Origin of the sequence: Gaetbulibacter sp. M240, assembly GCF_043876815.1 — a bacterium.
Taxonomy (GTDB): domain Bacteria; phylum Bacteroidota; class Bacteroidia; order Flavobacteriales; family Flavobacteriaceae; genus Gaetbulibacter_A.
In genome coordinates this window covers 80,532-102,593 of the sequence record NZ_JBAWKA010000006.1, presented here as the reverse complement: position 1 = coordinate 102,593, position 22,062 = coordinate 80,532, and the positions used below count along the sequence as shown (strand labels likewise).

18 protein-coding genes are annotated in these 22,062 nt (G+C 36.6%); 10 read left to right on the top strand and 8 right to left on the bottom strand.

The genetic code is table 11. The annotated features are described in order from the left end of the window. Positions 1-164: 164 nt before the first annotated feature. Entirely contained in the window at positions 165-2,126 is a 1,962-nt protein-coding gene (locus V8G61_RS14875; protein ID WP_394876686.1) for a putative porin, read from the bottom strand. Between the two features lie 363 nt (positions 2,127-2,489). Between V8G61_RS14875 and V8G61_RS14870 the strand changes: the two genes are divergently transcribed. The 4 genes from V8G61_RS14870 (at position 2,490) to V8G61_RS14855 (ending at position 7,382) form a co-directional block, all read left to right on the top strand. Next, complete coding sequence (locus V8G61_RS14870; RefSeq protein ID WP_394876685.1) at positions 2,490-3,089, top strand: ribonuclease HII; 600 nt, start codon at positions 2,490-2,492, stop codon at positions 3,087-3,089. A gap of 53 nt (positions 3,090-3,142) precedes the next feature. Continuing rightward, entirely contained in the window at positions 3,143-5,566 is a 2,424-nt protein-coding gene (locus V8G61_RS14865; RefSeq protein WP_394876684.1) for a ribonuclease HII, read from the top strand. A 338-nt stretch (positions 5,567-5,904) separates the two neighbouring features. Beyond that, complete coding sequence (locus tag V8G61_RS14860) at positions 5,905-6,954, top strand: nucleoid-associated protein (protein ID WP_394876683.1); 1,050 nt, start codon at positions 5,905-5,907, stop codon at positions 6,952-6,954. A 50-nt stretch (positions 6,955-7,004) separates the two neighbouring features. Continuing rightward, the gene (locus tag V8G61_RS14855; protein WP_394876682.1) at positions 7,005-7,382 is read left to right on the top strand and encodes a hypothetical protein; all 378 of its coding nucleotides are present in this window, start codon (positions 7,005-7,007) and stop codon (positions 7,380-7,382) included. On the opposite strand, the gene lipB is transcribed toward V8G61_RS14855, so the two are convergent. Both lipB and V8G61_RS14845 read right to left on the bottom strand, forming a co-directional pair. Next, a complete protein-coding gene (lipB, locus tag V8G61_RS14850; protein ID WP_394876681.1) occupies positions 7,366-8,073 on the bottom strand; it encodes a lipoyl(octanoyl) transferase LipB in 708 nt (235 codons plus the stop codon). The two genes, V8G61_RS14855 and lipB, sit on opposite strands and share 17 nt — an antisense overlap. Before the next feature lie 28 nt (positions 8,074-8,101). Further along, complete coding sequence (locus V8G61_RS14845) at positions 8,102-8,260, bottom strand: YqaE/Pmp3 family membrane protein (RefSeq protein WP_209653349.1); 159 nt, start codon at positions 8,258-8,260, stop codon at positions 8,102-8,104. Positions 8,261-8,540: 280 nt separating this feature from the next. Between V8G61_RS14845 and lysS the strand changes: the two genes are divergently transcribed. From lysS to V8G61_RS14830, 3 genes are all read left to right on the top strand, one after another. Next, the gene (lysS, locus tag V8G61_RS14840; RefSeq protein WP_394876680.1) at positions 8,541-10,235 is read left to right on the top strand and encodes a lysine--tRNA ligase; all 1,695 of its coding nucleotides are present in this window, start codon (positions 8,541-8,543) and stop codon (positions 10,233-10,235) included. A 347-nt stretch (positions 10,236-10,582) separates the two neighbouring features. After that, positions 10,583-12,652: an ATP-binding protein gene (locus V8G61_RS14835; RefSeq protein ID WP_394876679.1), complete on the top strand. Its 2,070-nt coding sequence runs from the start codon at positions 10,583-10,585 to the stop codon at positions 12,650-12,652. 158 nt (positions 12,653-12,810) lie between these two features. Then, positions 12,811-13,269 (top strand): hypothetical protein, encoded by a 459-nt coding sequence (locus tag V8G61_RS14830; RefSeq protein WP_394876678.1) that lies wholly within the window; start codon positions 12,811-12,813, stop codon positions 13,267-13,269. A 68-nt stretch (positions 13,270-13,337) separates the two neighbouring features. Here V8G61_RS14830 and hemL read toward each other — a convergent pair whose 3' ends face one another. The 3 genes from hemL to V8G61_RS14815 are packed head-to-tail and all read right to left on the bottom strand — an operon-like array spanning position 13,338 to position 16,358. Further along, on the bottom strand, positions 13,338-14,624 hold the full coding sequence (gene hemL, locus V8G61_RS14825; protein WP_394876677.1) for a glutamate-1-semialdehyde 2,1-aminomutase: 1,287 nt from the start codon (positions 14,622-14,624) through the stop codon (positions 13,338-13,340). A gap of 11 nt (positions 14,625-14,635) precedes the next feature. Beyond that, entirely contained in the window at positions 14,636-15,442 is an 807-nt protein-coding gene (locus V8G61_RS14820; RefSeq protein ID WP_394876676.1) for a glucosaminidase domain-containing protein, read from the bottom strand. A 4-nt stretch (positions 15,443-15,446) separates the two neighbouring features. Further along, positions 15,447-16,358: a 1-aminocyclopropane-1-carboxylate deaminase/D-cysteine desulfhydrase gene (locus V8G61_RS14815; RefSeq protein WP_394876687.1), complete on the bottom strand. Its 912-nt coding sequence runs from the start codon at positions 16,356-16,358 to the stop codon at positions 15,447-15,449. A 114-nt stretch (positions 16,359-16,472) separates the two neighbouring features. Between V8G61_RS14815 and V8G61_RS14810 the strand changes: the two genes are divergently transcribed. From V8G61_RS14810 to V8G61_RS14800, 3 genes are all read left to right on the top strand, one after another. Beyond that, positions 16,473-16,637, top strand: coding sequence for a DUF5522 domain-containing protein (locus V8G61_RS14810; RefSeq protein ID WP_394876675.1), 165 nt, complete (start codon positions 16,473-16,475; stop codon positions 16,635-16,637). A gap of 97 nt (positions 16,638-16,734) precedes the next feature. Next, on the top strand, positions 16,735-17,310 hold the full coding sequence (locus V8G61_RS14805) for a DUF4136 domain-containing protein (RefSeq protein WP_394876674.1): 576 nt from the start codon (positions 16,735-16,737) through the stop codon (positions 17,308-17,310). A 177-nt stretch (positions 17,311-17,487) separates the two neighbouring features. Then, entirely contained in the window at positions 17,488-19,245 is a 1,758-nt protein-coding gene (locus V8G61_RS14800) for an aromatic amino acid hydroxylase (RefSeq protein ID WP_394876673.1), read from the top strand. Positions 19,246-19,251: 6 nt separating this feature from the next. On the opposite strand, the gene V8G61_RS14795 is transcribed toward V8G61_RS14800, so the two are convergent. Together V8G61_RS14795 and V8G61_RS14790 are read right to left on the bottom strand one after the other, a co-directional pair. After that, positions 19,252-20,004, bottom strand: a complete 753-nt coding sequence (locus tag V8G61_RS14795; protein ID WP_394876672.1) for an enoyl-CoA hydratase/isomerase family protein — start codon at positions 20,002-20,004, stop codon at positions 19,252-19,254. Positions 20,005-21,111: 1,107 nt separating this feature from the next. Then, positions 21,112-22,053 carry a GSCFA domain-containing protein gene (locus V8G61_RS14790; RefSeq protein ID WP_394876671.1) on the bottom strand — a complete coding sequence of 314 codons (942 nt, stop codon included), beginning with the start codon at positions 22,051-22,053 and terminating at the stop codon, positions 21,112-21,114. Positions 22,054-22,062: the final 9 nt, after the last annotated feature.

Sequence of the window (22,062 nt, the reverse complement as noted above, 5' to 3'; positions counted from 1 at the left end):
ATAGAGATGCTTCGCTGGCGCTCTGAATGACATGTTGCTGGGAATGACCGCCGCAGCTTAGACCGCGTTAGGGATAGCAGCGGATAGCCCACAGCGAGGTACGAGCGAGGACTTGTAGCGAATAGCCCGACCCGAAGGGAAACGCCCAAATACTAATTAAAAGATTACAGAAAGAAATTCCAGACTACCCCGAAACGCACGATGAAGTCGCGATAAGGGTTGCCGGGAGCTGAGAAATAATCGTAACCAGTAAAGCCCGCATTGAAATGTTCAGCTTTAACAAAAATTCGCGTTTGACGGATCTTGGCGTTTATGAAAAAATCGAGACGTGGGAAGCCACCGAATTTGTCGTCATTCTGCACATAAAATTCGGCCAGAACTGGGTTATAGGCGTCCATGTAATATGTAGTGAAATAATTTAGAGTGATACCGGTTTGCAAATACAAGGCCTTTTGGAACATATTTGTTGAAAAATACAGTGTATTGCGGGTAATTATTTCGGGTACGTTAAATATGGTATCGGTGTCCTGCGCTGTTTGATACATGACGGTATTATCGAGGGCAAACTTACCGAATTTGATCTCCTTTTGAAGTTTTACCCGAAGGTAATTGATGGTTTTATCCGACTGAAATGGGCGTACCTGATTGGTTGCCTGGTCTTCCTTAAAATAGGTATAATCGTTGATAGTTGTATAATCTACACTGATATTGGCAATGCGACTAGACTTGAGTTCGAAAGCTAACTGATCGGTCTCTGTGTTATTAAAACTGTTCTGCCAGTTATATTTGGTGTAATCACTTTGATATAATAAGGTATTGTAATTGGGCGCCTTGCTACTATGATTTAAAGAGGCGATGGCCTTAAAATCCTTATTTAATTGAAAGGAAGCTTGTGCTTTGAGAAAATTACCATCAAAATCGCCAACTAAATTAATACCTACCTGACCCTCGAGCTCAAAGCCTTTATATTTTTTATGGTAGCTTCCTCCGGCTGCATATACATTACCTTTTAAGCGGTTTGTTATTCGGGAGCCATCTGCAAGTACAACCACACGATCATAACCATAATTAAAACTGTTTGCACTGGCATTGAACTGCACGTCGCCCAGTAGATCATTACTGTAGTTTACTTGAAATTGATTGTAAAAATTCCGAAGATCGGCCCGATCTCTTAATCCTGAACTTTTAAAGGTTGAACCGAAATAACTGGTTTCAGCTCTGGCTTGATCGAATTGGAAATTTTTATCTTCGAAGGACATCATATGCCCTACACTTAATTTATTTTTACTAAGAGAATCTTTTTTACGGATAATATTGTACTCGTGCTTTAAAAATAAGCGCTTGCCCTTCAGGATACTTTCGGCGTTTTCGAATTTTACTTCCAGAATAGAACGATCAAGGAATTCAGGTGCTCCGCTTATAAAGTTTTGCACACTTTCTTCATTTAAACCTCCGTTTTCTTGATTAAGAAGGTCTTGGGTTACAATATGCATCCACATGTAATACCGTTTATTCCGGCTTTGGTAATTTGTTGTAAACCTAAAATTTCCTGTACTGGTAAGCAAATGCTGGTACTTACCTATAGACCTGAGTCCTTTGTAGGCTATAGAAAAATTAAACTGTGGCGATGTATTTACCGTAAAGAATGAATCGGCCAGCTGTCCTTGTTCGAAAGCTGTTTTATACATGAGTTCGGTAAGTGGCGTTGGAACTCTGTAATAATTAATGTCCTCGATCTCCATGTAATTAAAATGGCGGGCGCGGGCACCAAATTGCGGCATTAAACGGGTACTCTCAAAATTGTTTGTTAGCGTATTATAAGTCTGCCCCATATTTGAAAACGGCTGGAGACCGAAATTATCCTTTCGCAGGTAATTAAATTTGTAATCCTTTTTTATGGTTAAGGTTGTATCCACATAAGTGGTATCATTTTGATATGATATAATAAGGTAATCTTCAATTTTAGTGACCGGCTTATCACTTTTTGTGACCTTTTGTCGCCTCGTTAGGGTAGAATCCTGTGCGTCGAAGGTTTCACGAGGCGAACCAGAACGCCCTAACTGTCTTTGGGCATGAAGCCCTCCTGCTAGTAGAATAAATAGAAAAACAAAAATTAGTTTTTTCATTGCGAGTTTTTTCTCGAGGCAAAAGTAATTATTTGAACGTAAAGTGCCGTGAATTATTTTAAATAAAGAAAGCCAGCTTAAAAGCTGGCTTTACTTTATACTGATGCTATTTTCTTAATAACAACAATAATTTTGAGTTAGTCGATTGCAAACATCGAAATATTATTTCAATTACGCAACTAATTTATGGTAATAAGGCAATAAATTTTGCATTTTTATTAGTGAAAAATCACAAAAACAAGCTTTTAGGTGATTTATTTGCAACGATTTTTTCTAAGTACTGATTTTTCTTCAAGGCTTGCCTTTTAAAATTTAAGTTGTTTTCTGATTTTGAAATCCTAAATTAGTATGTATTTTTAGGTCATGCTACAAAAAACTTTTTCGGATGGAGATTTTGAATGCGGAACAGATGAAGCCGGGCGCGGATGTTTAGCTGGTCCGGTAACTGCCGCGGCCGTTATACTTCCTAAAGATTTTGAACACGAATGGCTAAACGATTCCAAACAACTATCTGCCGCAAAACGTGACGTTTTAAAACCCATTATTGAAACTCATGCTCTTTCCTTTGGTTTTTCGCATGTTTATGAAGAAGAAATTGATTCGATAAATATTTTGAACGCCTCTATTTTAGCCATGCACAAATCGGTTGCTGCCTTGAATCCGCAACCCGATTTTATTATAGTTGATGGCAATAAATTCAAACCTTACAAAACGGTAAAGTATCAAACCATTGTTAAGGGTGATAGTAAATATTTAAGTATTGCTGCGGCATCTATTTTAGCCAAAACCTATCGCGATGCCTATATGGAAAAAATTCATGAAGAATTCCCAATGTATCACTGGAATCAAAATAAAGGATATCCGACTGAAGCCCATCGAAAGGCTATAAAAAAATACGGTATTACCAAATATCACCGAAAATCTTTTCGCTTATTACCAGAACAACTCAAGTTAGCTCTCTAGACGCTATTAATTCTTTTTAAAAATATGTAGGTTTGTAAAAAATTAATCCATTTATGAGGTTTTTTTCTGCGTTGTTTTTAATCGTTTTTTTGGTAGGTTGTTCCAACTCGAATGAAACCCGAACAGGTCTTGTTGATTATATACCCGAAAACAGTTTTTTAATTGTTGAAAGTCCCAATGCAGCACAGTTTAGAAGTGGGTTGAAGAATAATGATTTCATTCGAAAATTATCGAAATCAGAATCTTATAATATCCTCGAGACGCAGTTAAACTTTTTATCCCTTTTACAAACAGATGCTCCCTTTTTAATATGTCTTTCTAATGATAATTCAGATAGTATTGCTTACACCCTAATCACCAAATATAAAGTAGGTAGTTTCAGAACGGATTCCTTACCGAATTACAGCGAGGAAACTTTTGAATATGGAAATAAGAGTATCACAAAAAGCACCTATGAAGATCAGGTATATTACAGCGCGGTGAGTGATAGTATTTTGGTAGCCTCGACCTCTCAAAAAATTATTGAATCTGTTTTTGATCGCTATCAGGTTGATCCTGAATTGCAAAAACTTTATAAAGCTACTGATAAGCAAAAAACTTCCTTAATATTCGACCTGAAATCGGAACGTATTGATCGGCTTTTTGTTTCGGATTCACTATACCCCAATAGATTTAGTGATTACTTCGCATTAGACGTAACCATGAATCAGGATGCTCTTTACATGCATGGCATTACCCGCGCCGAAGATTCTACCAAACTCATCCAGGTTTTTAGAAATACCATCCCTCAGGAAAATACCCTGGCCGAGATCTGTCCGTCCAATTCGGATGGCTTTATAAGTGTAACCTTTCAGGATTACGGGCTGATCCTAAAAAGTTTATCGAGACTACGACCCATCGACTCCACCCTTTACTCAGAGCCTTTATTTAAAAATATTTCTGAGACCGGAGTTATTTATCAAGGTAACAGCCGTGCGATAGTTTTAAATTCCCTAGATATTATTGCCTCAAACGATGCATTGGTAAGTGAGCAAAATAAAATAGATACTTACAGACAAACCGATATTTTTAGTTTTTCTAAGCCAGACCTCTTTTCAAAGGCTTTAAATCCGTTGATTACTTTTGATAATGCCGACAAATATTGTGTTTTGGATCAGTATTTTGTGTTTTCAGACTCTATGGATCTGCTGCAAAATATTATCGCAAATTATCAAAACAAAACAACCTGGTCTGAAAGGGATGATTTTAAAACGATAAAAACCCACCTCAGTGACGCCTCCTCCTTTTTGCAAGTTATTAAACCTGATCTGATAAAGGACATTTTAAAGTCGAACGCTCTGGATACAAGTGGTGATTTTAGTAAATACCCAACTACCGCGATTCAATTTATTTATGACACAGATTTCGCCCACGTTCACGCGGTTATTCAAAAAAATAAGGCTAAGGCTACGGCGCATTCTGTTAGCGAAGAACTCAATATCAAGTTGGATGCCGATGTTCTGATGCCTCCACAATTTGTTATCAACCATATCACTAATCAGAAAGAAATTGCTGTTCAGGATATCAATAATAACCTATATCTGATCGCCAGCAATGGTAATATCCTTTGGAAGAAACAATTGAACGGTGCTATTCTAGGAAAGATCGAACAGGTAGATATGTATAGAAACGGAAAATTACAGCTTGCTTTTGCAACTAAAAATCGCTTGTATGTGATTGATAGGTTAGGTCGTGATGTGGCGCCCTTCCCGGGTAAATTTGAGGATGACATTACGGAACCACTAGCCGTTTTTGATTATGAGAATAATAAAAAATACCGCCTGGTCGTAACACAAGGCAGGAATATCCTGATGTATAATATGGATCTGAAACCAGTTACAGGGTTTAAATTTAGTGGTGCCGATAGTTATTTACTTACCAAACCTGAACATTTTAGAATAGGTTCCAGAGACTACATTATTCTGAAAACAAGGGATAATATTTACATTTTAAACCGACGCGGCCAAACCAGGGTGACCCCAAAGAACAGCTACAAATTTTCTCAAAATCCGGTTTATTTGTATTTAGATAAATTTACTACAACAACTTCAGATGGCGATTTAGTAAGTATTGATCCAAAAGGTAATACAGCACTTGAAAAATTGAATCTGGCAGTAAATCATAGTCTTGTTTCCACCAGTAAAACCTTGGTGACAGTATCTGAAAATAACTTGACCATTAAAGGAAAAACAATAGCTCTGGATTATGGAAATTATTCCGAACCCAAAATATTCTATATCAACGATAAAATCTATGTAGCTATAACCGATTTGCAGGCGCACAAAATATATTTATTTGACAGTCTTTCCAATTTACTTCCTAATTTTCCGGTTTATGGTAATTCTGCCATAGATCTAAGTCAAATGGATGGCGACAGGAAATTAGAATTCACCGCGCAAGGCGATAATGATGCCGTGATTATTTATCAAATAAATTAGTGTTTGTTAATTTTATTAAAACGCCTTTTGTCGATAAAAAGTAATTTTTATCTTTACAACAGCTATTAATTACTATTTGACACCCTCTCTCAAGAGCAGATTTTTTTTAGATACACATTAATTATGGAACTGAATGGTTTTTAATAAGGCCTTAGGTTACCATTTTTTACGATAACCAAGTCGCAAGTCCTCGAATCTTAAGTGGGAACGTCAAAGATTAGTCTTTGGCGTTCTTTTTTTAGCGGATATTCCTCGCTTGATTTTTATCAGCTTTTTCAAATTTTTTAATCTAATATTTCAGGAGATTTAATAGTATTGCAATTCAAACAAAAAATCTTATGATCTCAAGAAAAAACGCTGCCATTTCAAAATGTATCATCCACAAAGTGGGTAACAAATTTAACAGTACCCGAAACGCCTTTTCTGAGCAACCTGTAGATTTTGATGAAGCCAGCTATGATCTGATGCTTTCCTTCCTATTAAAACCTTTTGGTAATCTGGTACAAAGTCATCGTTTTAATCATCACGCCGATATAAGTTTAAATGAAATCAATAGTTACTCCAAACAGGTGTTCATGGATGAGAAGGCCTTTATCGAGGCCTCAAAGCACATGGTGATGCATTTGTTTGAGCAATCAAATTCGGCCCAGATAAAAACCGGTGATGTTTTGGTTGTATTGTTTGATGGTATTGGATTCAACGATTTTGAAACACAAGCTCTAGGAGTCTTTAAAATTGAAACGAAGGTTAACTTTTTTCAAACCTTTTTAGAAAACAATAGCTATGACATTCTGGTTCAAAAGGGAATTAGCTCCAGAAAACTAGATAAGGGTTGTTTAATATTAAACCAAAGTGATACCGAAGGTCCCGTGGTATTTAGTGTGGATAATAATAGTTATGATGCGCAATACTGGACCGATCATTTTTTGAATATTAAATATGCCGATGATGCCAACAATCATACCCAACAATATTTGGAGCTGTGTAAACATTTCTCTACCGATATCATCAAATCGCAGTATGGCGCCCATGAACACAGTAACTTTTTAGCCAAGACCATTGATTTTTTTAAAGAACATGAGGTGGTAAATGTAGAAACTTTTAAAGAAGACCTGTTTCATGAAGAGGCCCATATTCGTGAGTTTGAAGATTACAAGAAAAGTTACGAAAGTGAACAAAATTTGGTAATGCGCAATCAGTTTGACGTGGCTGAAGCCGTTGTTAATAAAGAAAAACGTAAGTTTAAAACAGACATCAGGTTAGATACGCACATCCAGATAAAACTTGATATTGATGCACCGGATGCTTCCGAGGAGTACTTGGAACGTGGGTATGATGAAGAGAAAAAAATGCATTACTACAAAGTGTTTTTTAATGCGGAAAATTAAAGGACGCAACCTTTTTAGTTGGTGTGTATCTTGTAAGAAAATAACGTGCTATGAAAATATCTTCTCTTTTGTCAACCGCATTATTTATGTTTTTAATTCTATGTGAAAGTATAGAATCACCCCGATTGTTTTGTGGGGTTTCTAATCCCGTTGAAGAACTGATCTGGCTAAAACAGAAAACAGAGGAATTAAAACAAACGGGGCTTTACGAAACCGGGCAAGTTTATATTTGGTATACCGAATACGATGGGGAAACCTATTTTATTATTGATAATTGTTGTCCGAATTGCAACTCCGTATTGCTCATTTATAATTGTATGGGCGAGTATGTTAGTGCGAACACAACGATTTCTGAGTACATAAATAGTTATGACAAAGACATCAATAACGTCATCTGGAATCCAGAGAACTTTAGTTGTAATTTATAAATTCAGCCTCGAAAAGGGCTTTAAAATGTTTTAGAAGTTTCTGTTTTACTTCGGCCTCATTTACTGTTTCTACATCCAGTTCAACATTTAGCGAGGTTACTGCTTTGCCGCGAATACCACAGGGAATAATATTATCGAAAAAGCCCAGATCAGCATTCACATTTAATGCAAAACCATGCATGGTTACCCAGCGACTGGCACGTACCCCCATAGCGCAAATTTTGCGCGCAAACGGGGTGCCCACATCCAACCAAACGCCGGTTTCACCGGGACTTCGCTCGGCTTTTAAACCATATTCGGCCAGGGTTAAAATAATCATTTCTTCAAGAAAACGCAGGTACTTATGAATGTCTGTGAAAAAGTTCTCAAGGTCTAAAATGGGATAACCTACAATTTGTCCCGGTCCGTGATAGGTAATATCTCCGCCCCGATTGATCTTATAATATGTAGCGCCTTTAGCTTTGAGTTGCTCTTCATTAAGAAGCAGGTTCGACTCATCGCCGCTTTTCCCTAAAGTATAGACATGCGGATGTTCGACAAATAAAAAGTAATTCTCTGTCTCGTCTTCAGAATCGCTACGTCGGTTTTTAATCTTGGTGTCGACAATAGATTTAAAAAGATCTTCCTGATAGTCCCAGGTTTCCTTATAATCTTTTAAGCCTAAATCCTGCAGTTTGATACGCTTGTTCATAGGCTGCAAAATTACGACATTTTTAGCGTTAATTTTTAGGATTATTGAGAATAACTAAAGCGGCAATAACACCGGGAACCCAACCGCAAAGCCATAGTAAAAAGACAATAAAAATAGAGCCACAACCTTTATCGATTACGGCTAAAGGTGGACAAATTATAGACAATAAGACGCGCCAGAAACTCATGTGATAGTTAGATTTATGATTGATGTGCTTATACGACGTGATTTTTATGGATTTGTTACAGGATAAATATCGGGATTATTATTGAATTGCTACATTGGTTTTTTTATAGCAGGGTGACGCGTTAGGGATAGTAGAGGAAAGCCCGCAGCGCTTGTCGCGAGGACTTGAAGCGTATAGCCCGACCCGCAGGGTAACGCCCAAAAAATTTTGGAATTGGAAAATGTTAAAACCGCCTACAATTGATTATCTTTGCCGCATTAATTTTTAGATAGCATTTGAGATGTCGCAATTATCAGAACAAGAACTTGTAAGACGAGAAAAATTAGGAAAAATCCGGGAACTAGGTATTAATCCTTATCCGGCCGATTTATTTGAGGTAAAGAACAGTTCGAAATCGATCAAGGATCATTTTGTAGAGGGCGAAACAGTGGTGATAGCCGGACGTTTGATGTCGAGACGGATTCAAGGTAATGCGAGTTTTGCTGAATTACAGGATGCTGAGGGACGCATCCAATTATACTTTAACCGTGATGAAATATGCCCGGGTGATGATAAGACACCATATAATACGGTGTATAAAAAATTACTTGATATTGGCGATTTTATTGGCATTGAAGGCACCCTTTTTAAAACAAAAGTGGGTGAAAAAACCGTGATGGTTAAAAACTTCACCTTGTTAAGCAAGGCTTTAAGGCCTTTACCGCTGCCAAAACTTGACGCCGAAGGTAATATACATGATAAATTTGATGATCCTGAGTTACGATACAGACAGCGTTATGCCGATTTGGTGGTTAACCCTCATGTGAAAGAGGTATTTGAAAAGCGTACCAAATTATTTAATGCCATGCGTAAGTTTTTTAACGATGCGGGGTATTTTGAAGTAGAGACACCTGTACTGCAACCCATTCCGGGTGGTGCAGCGGCGCGTCCGTTTGTAACCCATCATAACGCTCTAGACATTCCTTTGTACATGCGTATTGCGAACGAATTGTATTTAAAGCGTTTGATCGTTGGTGGATTTGATGGGGTGTATGAATTTTCTAAAAACTTTAGAAATGAAGGTATGGACCGCACACACAATCCAGAGTTTACGGCTATGGAAATTTATGTAGCCTATAAAGATTACAACTGGATGATGGATTTTTGTGAGCGCCTTTTAGAGCATTGTGCTTTAGCAGTAAACGGTACTACCAAGGCCACTTTTGGCAAACACGAAATAGACTTTAAAGCACCTTATCCGCGCGTTACCATGGCGGAGGCTATTAAAGAATTTACCGGTTTTGATATTACCGGGAAAACGGAATCCGAGATACGTCAAGCTTCTGTAAACATGGGAATCGAGGTTGATGACACCATGGGTAAAGGTAAGTTGATCGACGAAATTTTTGGTGAAAAATGTGAAGGCAATTACATTCAGCCAACATTTATAACGGACTATCCAAAAGAGATGAGCCCATTATGCAAGGAACATCGCGAAAATCCTGAATTGACCGAGCGTTTTGAACTGATGGTTTGTGGTAAGGAGATTGCGAATGCCTATTCGGAACTCAATGACCCAATCGATCAAAGAGAACGTTTTGAGCATCAATTAAAATTGGCTGCCAAAGGGGATGACGAAGCTACCGAATTTATTGATTTTGATTTTTTAAGAGCGTTGGAATACGGTATGCCTCCTACATCTGGTATGGGTATTGGTATGGACCGTTTGGTCATGTTCTTAACCAATAATCAATCCATCCAAGAAGTACTGTTCTTCCCACAAATGAAGCCTGAGAAAAAACCTTTAGCGATAAGTGAAGATGCCAAAGCTGTTTTGGAATTATTGAATAAGTCTGAAAACATAACCTTAAACGACCTAAAATCGCAAAGTGGTTTGAGCAACAAAAAATGGGACAAAGCCATAAAAGATCTTACAAAAAACAAGGTGGCTAAAGTTGAAAAAACATCGGATGGCTTAATTGTGAGCAAGATTTAAAAACGAATCTTTTAATGTGAATTTTATATTTCCGGGCTAACATTTATTGATTTAGCCCGGATTTTTTTGGTCTAAATTTCTATCAATTAATATAAATCTTCCAATTCCAACACCATAATCCATAGGTAAAAAACATCGGAACAAAACTTTTCGACAAAAAGATAAAGGTATAAAGTGCTACTATTTAATTTAATAAAGAGTTGATTTACAACGAACTAGTAAATCTATACAAATTCAATAATATAGATAAAGTGTTAATTTTTATCGATGTAATGCATTTTTTGTTGTGTGTTTATAATAAAAAGACTACTTTAGGCGTGATTTAAAATGACGATCCCTGAGTTACCATGGCCAAAAAAAAGTTTTTAGATATTAGTATACCATTGATGGTTTTTGTAGTTCTTACAACCATCATTTCACTTATCTATATAATTGCTTTAAATAAACATCATGATGTCATAGACGAGCAAGTTCATGATACCGGAAAATTGTTGTCTAAGGAATTTCATGGCCAATTTATTACTGAGGTTTCAAAACTTGAAAATTTAAAAAAGCGCTTAGAGTATACTGAGGGTTCTTATTTTTCAAATTGGGAATATGATGCCAATTTGTTGCTTGAGCAGAGCAGCTCCTTCAAGTTTATTGAATGGATCGACAGCTCTATGGTGATAAGAAAAATAGTGCCGTATTTTGGGAATGAAGCTGCTATAAATCTGGATATCTCAAAAATTGAATATCGCCGTGACGAGTGGTTACATCATAGTTCAATGGGAAGAACTAATATCACCCCTTGGGCCAAACTTACTCAAAAAGGATATTCCTTTTTGGTAGATGTTCCCGTATACTTCAGCAATGATTTCCAGGGCACGATATCCGCAGGTATGGATTTTACACTAGCGTTTGATCGCTTGGTAGATTACCAAAAGAATCAGTATTCTGTTGAATTATATGATCATGAAGGCACTCTTTTTTACAGCGTAAATAAAGACATAAAACTTGAAGGGGATAAAACTATTTTTGATGATTCTTACATTGAAGTAGATATGTTAGACCACCAAAAATGGCATTTAAAAGTATACCCTTCTGAAAATTTGATGCTTGCTGAGGGACGTGATATTATTGATACCGCATTTATTTTTGGAATCGTTCTTTCACTTTTAATTACAGGGTTGTTTTATTTTTATATGCAAGCAAGAAGGGGAACCCGACTAGCCTTTAATGCTTATTCGAAACTCATGGATACGAATAAAATCCTTAATATGGAACGGGACCGTGCTCAAAAAGCATCTCAGGCCAAAACAGACTTTTTATCAAATATGAGCCATGAGATCAGAACACCACTTCATGCTATTTTGGGTTTTATCGAATTAATAAAAAGTAGTCAACTTAGTAAAACAAATAGAAATTATTTGAAATTGATGGAAAAATCATCAACGAACTTATTGAGTATTGTTAATGATATTTTAGACATTGAAAAAATTGAATCAGGAAAATTAGAGTTACATAAAACACATTTTAACCCTTGTGAAAAAATCAAAGAGTTAATAGATGTAAATCAATTCATATTCTTGAAAAAAGACCTTTATCTTAAAGGGAAATTTCCTAAGGAGTCCCATAATTTCGTTCTAGGCGATGAGACAAAACTGCAGCAAATCATTAACAACCTCCTTAAGAATGCCCTTAAATTCACAAGTATTGGTGGCGTTACTTTAATTTATAATGAAACTAAAACCATTAATAACGAGTTAAATCTTTCAATTACGATCAAAGATACAGGCATTGGTATCCCTCAGGATAAACTTCATGATATTTTTGAACGATTTACACAAATTGAGAATAGCATAAAAAAAGAGTATCAAGGAAGTGGTTTAGGCCTTTACATATGTAAAACCTATGCCAATATGATGGGTGGTAATATTTCTGTTAAGAGCGAAGTAAACAAAGGAACCTCATTCACTTTTCACGTGATTATGCCGCTTGCTGAAAATCTTGAAAGAACAAAAACGATATCTCAAAAATCAGTAAAATTTTCAGATCTCGAGGTATTAATTGTAGATGATAATAGTTTGAATGTTATTGTGCTTAAAAAGTTTTTAGAGGATTTTGGTATAATCCCTGAGGTAGCCAATAATGGTCTTGTAGCTATTGAAAAGTTTAAAGAGAATAGACCTCAGCTTATTTTTATGGATATCCATATGCCTACAATGGATGGTTGGGAGGCTACGCGTGAAATACGAAAATTAGATAAAGACGTTATAATTTTCGGTCTATCTGCAAATGTAACTTCCGAAGCTATCGATAAAGGGATCGAAAGTGGTATGAATAATTATTTATCAAAACCTTTCAAAAAAGAATCGCTTCAAAAACTTTTACATTTTCACTTTGAAAGTAACGAGTTTATTATAAGAGCCGTTTAAATTTAATTTTTAATTCTTTACCTACCAAGTACATTATTTTCAAATCACCTTACTTCTTTCCAGTTTTTATGGATCTGTTAAAAACCCGTTAAAAAATCTTCGGGGTTAAACCTTTTTAAATTTTTCAAGTCCTATATACAAATTAAAAAACGTAAGACATGAAAAAATTAATTCTGTTAGCTGTTCTAGCCATAACTGTTCAGGTTTTTGGACAAGATGCGCCAAAAGCGGAACGCCAACGCGAAGGGAGAGCCCAAAAAATGATGCAACTTTCAACGGAAGAAATAGCCACGCTTCAAACCAAAAAGATGACGTTATTATTAGATCTAAATGCTACCCAGCAGGATCAGATCCAAAACGTAAATTTAGAAAACGCCAAACAAAGAAAGGCTATGATGGCAGACCGCAAAGCGAAAAGAGAACGTGGAGAAAAACCAACTACTGAAGAGCGCTATGCTATGGAAAATATAAGATTAGATCATCAAATTGCTATGAAAGAGAAAATGAAATCTATTCTTAATGCTGAACAATACGAAAAATGGGAAAAAGCACGTGCCCGCATGGCGATGCAACAAAAAGGTGGTATGAAAAAACATATGAAAGAGAACAGACCATAATAATTGGTTAGTTTAGTTTGATTAGTTTGTTGAAAAAACGCATCTCAAATTGAGATGCGTTTTCCTTTTTACAAGGTTTTAGCAACCTCATTTACGGCATTTATTGTAAAATCCAGATCCTCGTAGCTCAGCGCATCTGTAATAAACCAGGTTTCGAAGGCACTTGGCGCAATATAAACGCCTGCATTCAGCAAGCCGTGAAAGAATTTTTTAAAAGTATCATTATTACCCTTAGCTGCAGACTCAAAATCGATTACGGCATCTGGATGAAAATGCACCGAAATCATCGACCCAACGCGGTTAATGGTATGGTCTATTTTACAGTCCAATAATACTTTATGCAAACCTTGGTGTAAATATTCTGTTTTAGCAGCCAGTCTATCAAAAACCTCATCATCGGAATCTAATGCCTTTAACATCGCTAAGCCGGCAGCCATTGCCAAAGGATTTCCACTCAAGGTTCCGGCCTGATATACCGGACCTAAAGGAGATAAATAATCCATTATTTCACTTTTTGCTGCAAAAGCCCCAACTGGTAATCCACCACCAATAACTTTGCCGAAACAAATAATATCAGCTTTCACATTATACAGTTCCTGCGCACCACCTTTGGCTAGTCGGAATCCTGTCATTACCTCATCAAAAACCAGTAATATATCATGCGAATCACACAGATCGCGAAGTTTTTGTAAAAAGTTATTTTTAGGCGGTATACAACCCATGTTTCCCGCAACAGGTTCTATTATGATACAAGCTATTTCACCGGTATTGGCATCAATTAAGTTCTGAACACTATCCAAATCGTTATAGGTCGCTAGTAGGGTGTCTTTTGCCGTCCCTTTTGTCACTCCAGGACTATTAGGTATTCCGAAGGTACTGGCACCACTTCCGGCCTGAATTAAAAATGAATCCGAATGCCCATGATAACATCCGGAAAACTTGATAATCTTATCTTTTCCCGTGAAACCGCGCGCTAATCGTATGGCACTCATGCAGGCTTCAGTTCCAGAATTCACAAATCGAATTTTATCAATATTAGGCACCATAGAAACCGCTAGCTGTGCAATTTTAGTTTCAATCTCTGTTGGCATTCCGAATGAAGTCCCTCTTTTAGCCTTTTCAACAACTGCATCAACCACAGGTTTATAGGCATGACCTAAAATCATTGGGCCCCAGGAATTAATAAAATCTATTAAACGATTTCCATCTTCATCATATAAATAGGCGCCTTTCGCCTCTTTCACAAAAATGGGTGTTCCTCCAACACCTTTAAAAGCCCTAACCGGAGAATTAACGCCACCCGGAATGACTGTTTCAGCTTCTGCGAAAAGTGCACTACTTCGTTTGTAAATCATAAATTGTATATCTAGGGTTTTATAATTAATTCTTGTCCTATGTTTATAGTCGTTCCGGCCAGATCATTTACTCTTTGGATGTTTTCTACCGTAGTATTGTACTTTTTTGCAATAGAATATAAGGTATCCCCTTTAGAAACCGTGTAAACAGTTTCATCAATTTCGGCGATTTCAACATGACGATCATAATCCTGCCCTAAAACTTCTTTGTCAAATTCATATAACTGATACCGTTCAATAAGTGAGATTAATTTCTGAGGATATTTCCTATCCGTGGCATAACCGGCATCTTTTAAGCCCCTGGCCCAACCTTTATAATCTCCTTTTTTTAATTTGAAAAGTCCGGCATAGCGTTTACGTTCCGATAAAAAAAGCGAATGATCCCGAAACGAATATTTTGGATCTTTGTATTTTCTAAAACACTCTTGTCGCTCATCGTCATCGTGATATATTTTTTTACCCGTCCAGCCATGACATTTTATACCAAAATGATTATTGGCCTCGACTGAAAGTCGGCCATTTCCAGACCCCGATTCTAAAATCCCCTGAGCTAAGGTTATACTCGCCGGAATACCATATAAGGCCATTTCACTTTGTGCTATCGCTTTGTAAACATCAATATATTTTTCCGTGGCACTGGCATATACCTTCGGTGTTATTTCAGGAGTTTCGCTTGTATGGCTTTTATCCGAAGTATCCTCAGAACTAATAACCACAACTGGCTTTTCAGGATGATCCTTTTGGCTCACAATACTTTTTCTGGATTTACAGCTGAAAGCTAAAACACACACCAAGAACAAAAGGTAAATTCGTTTCATTATTTTATATTATCAATGGTAAATTTTTCTTTTTTAATTTTAAGTTCATTCCTTCTATACCTTGTAAACCTCCAGTATGCACAGCGAGAATGTTTGACTGTGGTGGAAAATATCCCTTTTTAATCAGATCTATAATACCGAACATCATTTTCCCGGTATAAACAGGGTCGAGTGGAATATCATTTTCAGCCTTAAACCGATTCATAAACTCAATAAGCTCATTATTTATTTTAGCATAACCACCGAAATGATAAGCCGTTTGTAATTCCCAGTTCCGTTTCATTGCAAATTTACTAATTATGTCGCTTAAAAAATCACCTTTCAAGGCTGGAAATCCAAAAATATGCTGATGGGGTTTAGATGCATTAATTATTCCGGAAAGGGTACCTCCTGTCCCGACGGAGCAACAGATATAATCAAACATAGAATCCTCCGGTTTTAAAATTTCCTCACAACCTTTTACGGCTAAAGCATTTGTACCGCCTTCGGGAACGGTGTAAAAAGATCCAAAAGTTCTCTTTAGTTCTTCTAAAAAAGTCTGCGCCGTTTTATTTTTATAAACCTCACGTGATATAAAATGCAATTTCATCCCTTGCGCTTGGGCAAATTTTAAGGTTGGGTTATAATCCTTTTTTGATCTTAATTCATCCCCACGAATAACCCCAATAGTTTTAAAATGATGTAATTTTCCGGCTGAAGCTATCGCAGCAATATGATTTGAATATGCCCCTCCAAAAGTTAATACGGTATCGAAACCCAATGAAGCGGCCTCAATCAAATTATATTTCAATTTTCGATATTTATTTCCCGAAACGAACGGATGAATTCTATCCTCCCGTTTTATAAACAACCGAACCTTTGACGATTCAGGAAGTTTCACCTCTTCATTACTAATATCTTTTAATTCCGGCAACATCATTTATGGTTTAAAAAATCGCATTAAAGCCTTCAATTATAAAAATTTAGAATATTAATGCCGTGTTATAAAAGTATTCCATTTTGTTCAAAATTACAGTATCTTTGTATAACTATGAAACGAATTTTACCTCTGGAAGAAGGTGATTATTATATAACCCCGGAAGGCTACAGGTGTTTTACCGAGCAGTACTTATTAAAACGCGGGTATTGTTGCGAAAGTGGCTGCAGGCATTGCCCCTATGGATATGATAAAAATACCAACAGGCAATATCGTTGAATTTTGAATGATTTTGTTGGTATGATTATTGAGGCTATTGGTAATGAGAACTTTATAATAACCGCTCATTTTGAGAGCCAAGTAAAACTATAACGCTATGAAGACACTATTTAAAACTTTACCACTTATTGTACTATTCCTAACAATAAGTTCCTGTAGTAGTATCAGAGTTGCATCAGACTATGATACTAGAGCCAATTTTGATCAGTATAAAACTTTTGCCTTTTTCAAAACGGGCATCGATAAAGCCGAAATAAACGATCTTGACAAACGCCGAATTTTAAGAGCTATTGAACACGAACTTTTAGCGAAAGGCCTTACCAAATCTGAAACACCTGATCTTTTAATAAGTATTTTCACTAAATCACAGCAACGTGTAGATGTTTACAACAACACCTGGGGAATGGGTGGCTGGGGCTGGGGCGGTTTCGGACCTTGGGGCTGGGGTGGTTTCGGACCCTGGGGCTGGGGCAGCAATTGGAATCAACCCAATGTTTCAACCAGTGTTCAAGGTCACTTATATGTTGATCTTCTTGATGCTGAGAAAAAAGAATTGGTTTGGCAAGGAATGGGCACGGGCCATTTACCTAAAAACATGGAAAAAAAGGAACAACGCATAAAGGAGTTTGTTGCAAAAATCATGGAACGCTTTCCTCCTAATGCTCAGCAATAATTTAGAAAAGCAATTCTATCCGAATTGCTTTTTTTATGCCATATTCTTTTATTTTAAAAACCAAGTTTAAGTTTTCTACAAAAGGCATTAAAAACTCGTTTTTATTAAAAATTTTCATTAATTTCTACGAAGATTAAAGAAATTTCTATTTTTACTTGAGATAAAACCACGAAAAAAATGAATACTGCAATTGAGACAAACCCTATTTTAGATCGCTTACCCAAGCATTTGAAACAGTTTATAAAACCTCAAAACTATGAGCATTATTCTGCCATCGATCAGGCCGTTTGGCGATACGTTATGCGCAAAAATGTTAATTTTTTAAGTAAGGTAGCACACAAATCATATTTAGAGGGTTTGAAGCAAACGGGCATATCTATTGACAGCATTCCTAATATGTACGGTATGAACCGAATTCTTAAAGATATTGGTTGGGCCGCAGTAGCCGTTGATGGGTTTATTCCACCGAATGCCTTTATGGAATTTCAGGCCTATAATGTTTTAGTTATTGCAAGTGATATTCGCCAATTAGAACATATTGAATATACTCCTGCCCCCGATATCATCCACGAAGGTGCAGGACATGCCCCGATTATTGCAAATCCTGAATATGCTGAATATTTAAGACGCTTTGGCGAAATAGGATCAAAGGCCATATCATCAGCAAAAGATTACGAATTATATGAGGCTGTTCGTCACCTTTCCATTATTAAAGAAGCTGAAGACACTCCTGAAAATGAGATCGAAGCAGCTGAAAAAAAGGTAGATGAACTTCAAAAAAATATGGGAGAGCCCAGTGAAATGGCTCTCATCAGAAATTTACACTGGTGGACAGTGGAATACGGATTAATAGGCACACTGGAGCATCCAAAAATTTATGGTGCTGGATTGTTATCCTCTATCGGTGAAAGCACCTGGTGTATGACTGATGACGTTAAAAAGCTACCCTATTCCATAGAAGCTGCATTTCAAGATTTTGATATTACCAAACCACAACCACAACTCTATGTAACACCAGATTTTTCCCGTTTAAGTTTGGTTTTGGAAGAGTTCGCTAATACCATGTCACTTCGTAAGGGCGGTTTGTCCGGTATAAAAAAACTGATTCACTCAAAAGCATTAGGTACCATTGAGCTAAGTACCGGGCTTCAAATTTCAGGAGCATTTAACTATGTGATTGAAGAGCAAGGAAAACCCATTTATATCCAGACAACAGGTAAAACCGCTCTCGCTTATCGCGAAAAGGAATTAGTAGGCCATGGAACCCAAACCCATCATAATGGTTTCGGCTCGCCCATTGGCAGATTAAAAGGCATTAATCTTGCTATAGAAGATATGAGTCCACGGGATTTAGTTGCATATGCCATTTATGAGGAGCAACAAGTGAGTTTGGAATTTGAGGGTGGCATAACGGTATCCGGAGAAATCATTACGGGGAAGAGAAATCTACAAGGTAAGATCATTTTAATAAGTTTTAAAAATTGTAACGTTACTTATAACAACAAAGTGCTTTTTAAACCGGAATGGGGCATTTACGATATGGCTGTAGGGAAAGAAGTTGTCTCAGCTTTTGCCGGACCTGCCGATGTAAATAGCTTTGATCTCATTACCCATAAAATTTCGTCTCAAACTATTAAATCCAAGAAATCAGATGAACGCATCGAACTCGAAAGTCTTTATCAGCAGGTTAGAGATTATAGAAATGGAACAAACAAAACTATTTCTAGAACTAAAGTTTTAGAACTTTTAACGCAAAAATTTCCAAAAGATTGGTTATTAAGTGTTGAACTTTTCGAGTTAGCCTATTTAGCAGATGAAGGTCAGTTATGTAAACAAATCCTGGATCATCTGGAAACCATAAAACAGGAGCGCCCACAAGTGGGGCATCTCATTGATGACGGCATTAGTATCATCAAGCAAAACGTAAAAGTATAGTGCTTTTTATTTGAATCGCTTAAGGGTGTTTTTTGTAAATTCACTCAAAACCAAAGCGCCACTAATTTTCGCTCTTTCTTGAAGCAAATCTTCCCAATGTTCTGTACCTTCCCAAATCACCCGTTTCATTTCAGTCAGAGCCTCAGGATTATAAGTGCTTAATTTTTCAACTAATGCCAATACCCCCTTATCTAGGGATTCATTGGTCTCAAAGACCTCAGCATATAGGCCATGGGTTTCGGCAAATTCGGCAGAATAAAAAGCCTCAGCATTTATGGTCATTTGAGCCATTGTAGGTTTTCCCATCTTTCGTGATACGGCTGGTTCAATCACAAACGGACCTATACCTATGCTTAATTCACTTAACTTTATGGAGGCATACTTAGAAGCCAAACAATAATCTGTTGCTGCTGCCAAACCAACACCACCACCCACAGCCTTACCTTGGACGCGCCCAATAATTAATTTAGAACAGCTTCGCATGGCATTGATCACATTAGCAAACCCGGAAAAGAACTTTTCACCGGTCTTGGCGTCTTCTATAGCAACTAATTCATTAAAACTGGCACCGGCACAAAAGGTTCTATCGCCACCACTTTGAAGAACTATAACCCGAATATTCTGATCTAGATCAGCTTTTTGGATCGTTTCAACCAGCAGATCCAATACCAAAGTAGGCATCGCATTTTTGTTTGGGTGAAAAAACTCGATAGTTCCAATACCATTTTTGGTTTTGAGGGTTACATAAGGCTGATCCATGTGAAAGAATATAACAGTTTTAAAGTATGAAGATACATAAAAGTTAAGAACCTGATGAAAAGAAAATGCTTTACACGAAAGCAAAAAAACATTCGTTTTATTCGACTTAGGTAACCTAAAACTAACCTAATTCAATTTTTGACTTATAGAAACTACAGTTACCACTAAGTCCTCTTTTTAACTTAAGGTTAGATTAACTTTGGATATCAGCGAATTTCTTGTACCCATTTAAAGTTTCAAAAACAAAAACACCAAACTAAAACGGTTGTTTTAAGTCTGGTGTTTTAATATGAACTGATTAATAGCAGAACTAATGTACTTCAAAATCCCTTTTTTTGGGTAAAATTTTCGACTAAATGTTATTAAAAAAGTTCAATCGCAATCTTTTAACACTCCTTGCAGCCCTATATCACGGGTAAGCTGTTCCAATTAAACTACTCAAATAATTAATCAGAAGCGATGATCAAAAACTGATCATCAGAAACTCCTGTGGCGGAACTTTTAGGTATTCCTAACTAAAACTACTGGAATTTACTACATATAATGTAGTCAAACAGCAACCCAATTTTACAGTAAATCTGAGGTGTTGAAATTAGGGCTGGGAGTGTTTCTGGGAGAATAATAGCAATCACTTTTTCATAGCATACTTTTTTAGTTCAATGGATGAATTTTGAGGGATTATCTTTTAATTAATTTTTCTAAAGCATAAACCTTGTTAGTTAAAAGCTTCAGCAAATACTCACCCGAGGGAAGGTCTTTTAGAGAACGCTGAAGCTTTTGAAATTAATTCCTCTTTTTGGTTTTGATTTGGGGCAAAAAAAACCGTTACTGGATTAACACTACGTTTTTGATAAAATTATTTTTTTTATTCTAAACGCATTTTGTTTACTAATTTTTAAAAACTACATACTAAACTTTAACAATAACTATATTCTGAAAAACATGAATTTCTTGTTTCCATGGTGAAATTATATAAAATATTGAGTACTCCTTTACGGTAATCCTCAATAGGAGGTATTTAGTCCTTTTTTAAAAGAAAATATTTCGTCGAAACGCATAATTTAAGTGTAATTCCTTCAAAACGAAATTCTTAAAATTGTGAAATATCTAAAATTTTATGTGCTGATAACGCCTTTGAAGTATGGCCTTTTGTGTTTCTAATTTTTGAAGAAATGCCTTATGAGCAATAGAATCGGCATTAAAAGGTTTGTGTTGCAGACCCCTTTGTATTTTTGAAACGGCTTCCATTGTTTTTTCGGCTTCCGGTGAGAGCCATACCGATTTAAACCGATCCCAAATATATGCAATTGCAGTTTTATTGGGGTGGATCATATCTTCTTCATAGAATCGATAATCCCGAAGCTCGTCCATCATCAATTCATAGGCCGGAAAATAAGAAACCTCCTCTGTTTTAATTTGGTGTATTGCAGCAATTAAATGAGCTTTGCTTTGCATGTTTTCAACAAAACCATCCTTTAAATGTCGGACCGGTGACACTGTAAATATGATACTGGCTTTTTGATTGACAGATAGAATGAGATTCACCATATTCGTTAAAGACTGTTTAACCTCTTTCACCTCAAAAAGTATTTTGCTGAACTGATCTTGTGGCAACTTATGACAATTTGCCACAAGTCGATTGGTTTCATTAAAGCGGTATCCCCGGGCAGTTCCTAGAGTTAGGATGATGTGTGTTGCTTCTAAAATGGCCGCTTTCCCGGAAACACTTTTCGAATTTAAATTTTCAATAAGCACCTCTTTAACAGGTGTGCTAAGTCGGGAGTGTGCGTCTAAACAGTGCCATCGTTCGTTATGGAAAAAAACATCTTTAGCATCATAATGATAATCATCAAGTGACCGCTGAATAAAACGCTCAATAGCTTCGGGATGAAACAAGATCCCAAATGGATTTTGAACCGTTTGAAATTGAAACTCCGAAAAAATTGTTCCAATATTTTCAGAAAAACAAGACCCCAATAATACCAAACGAGAATCGTAATCTATCAGATTTGACGCCTGTTTTAAAGGTATTTTGGTCTGTAGTTTCATATCAAATTA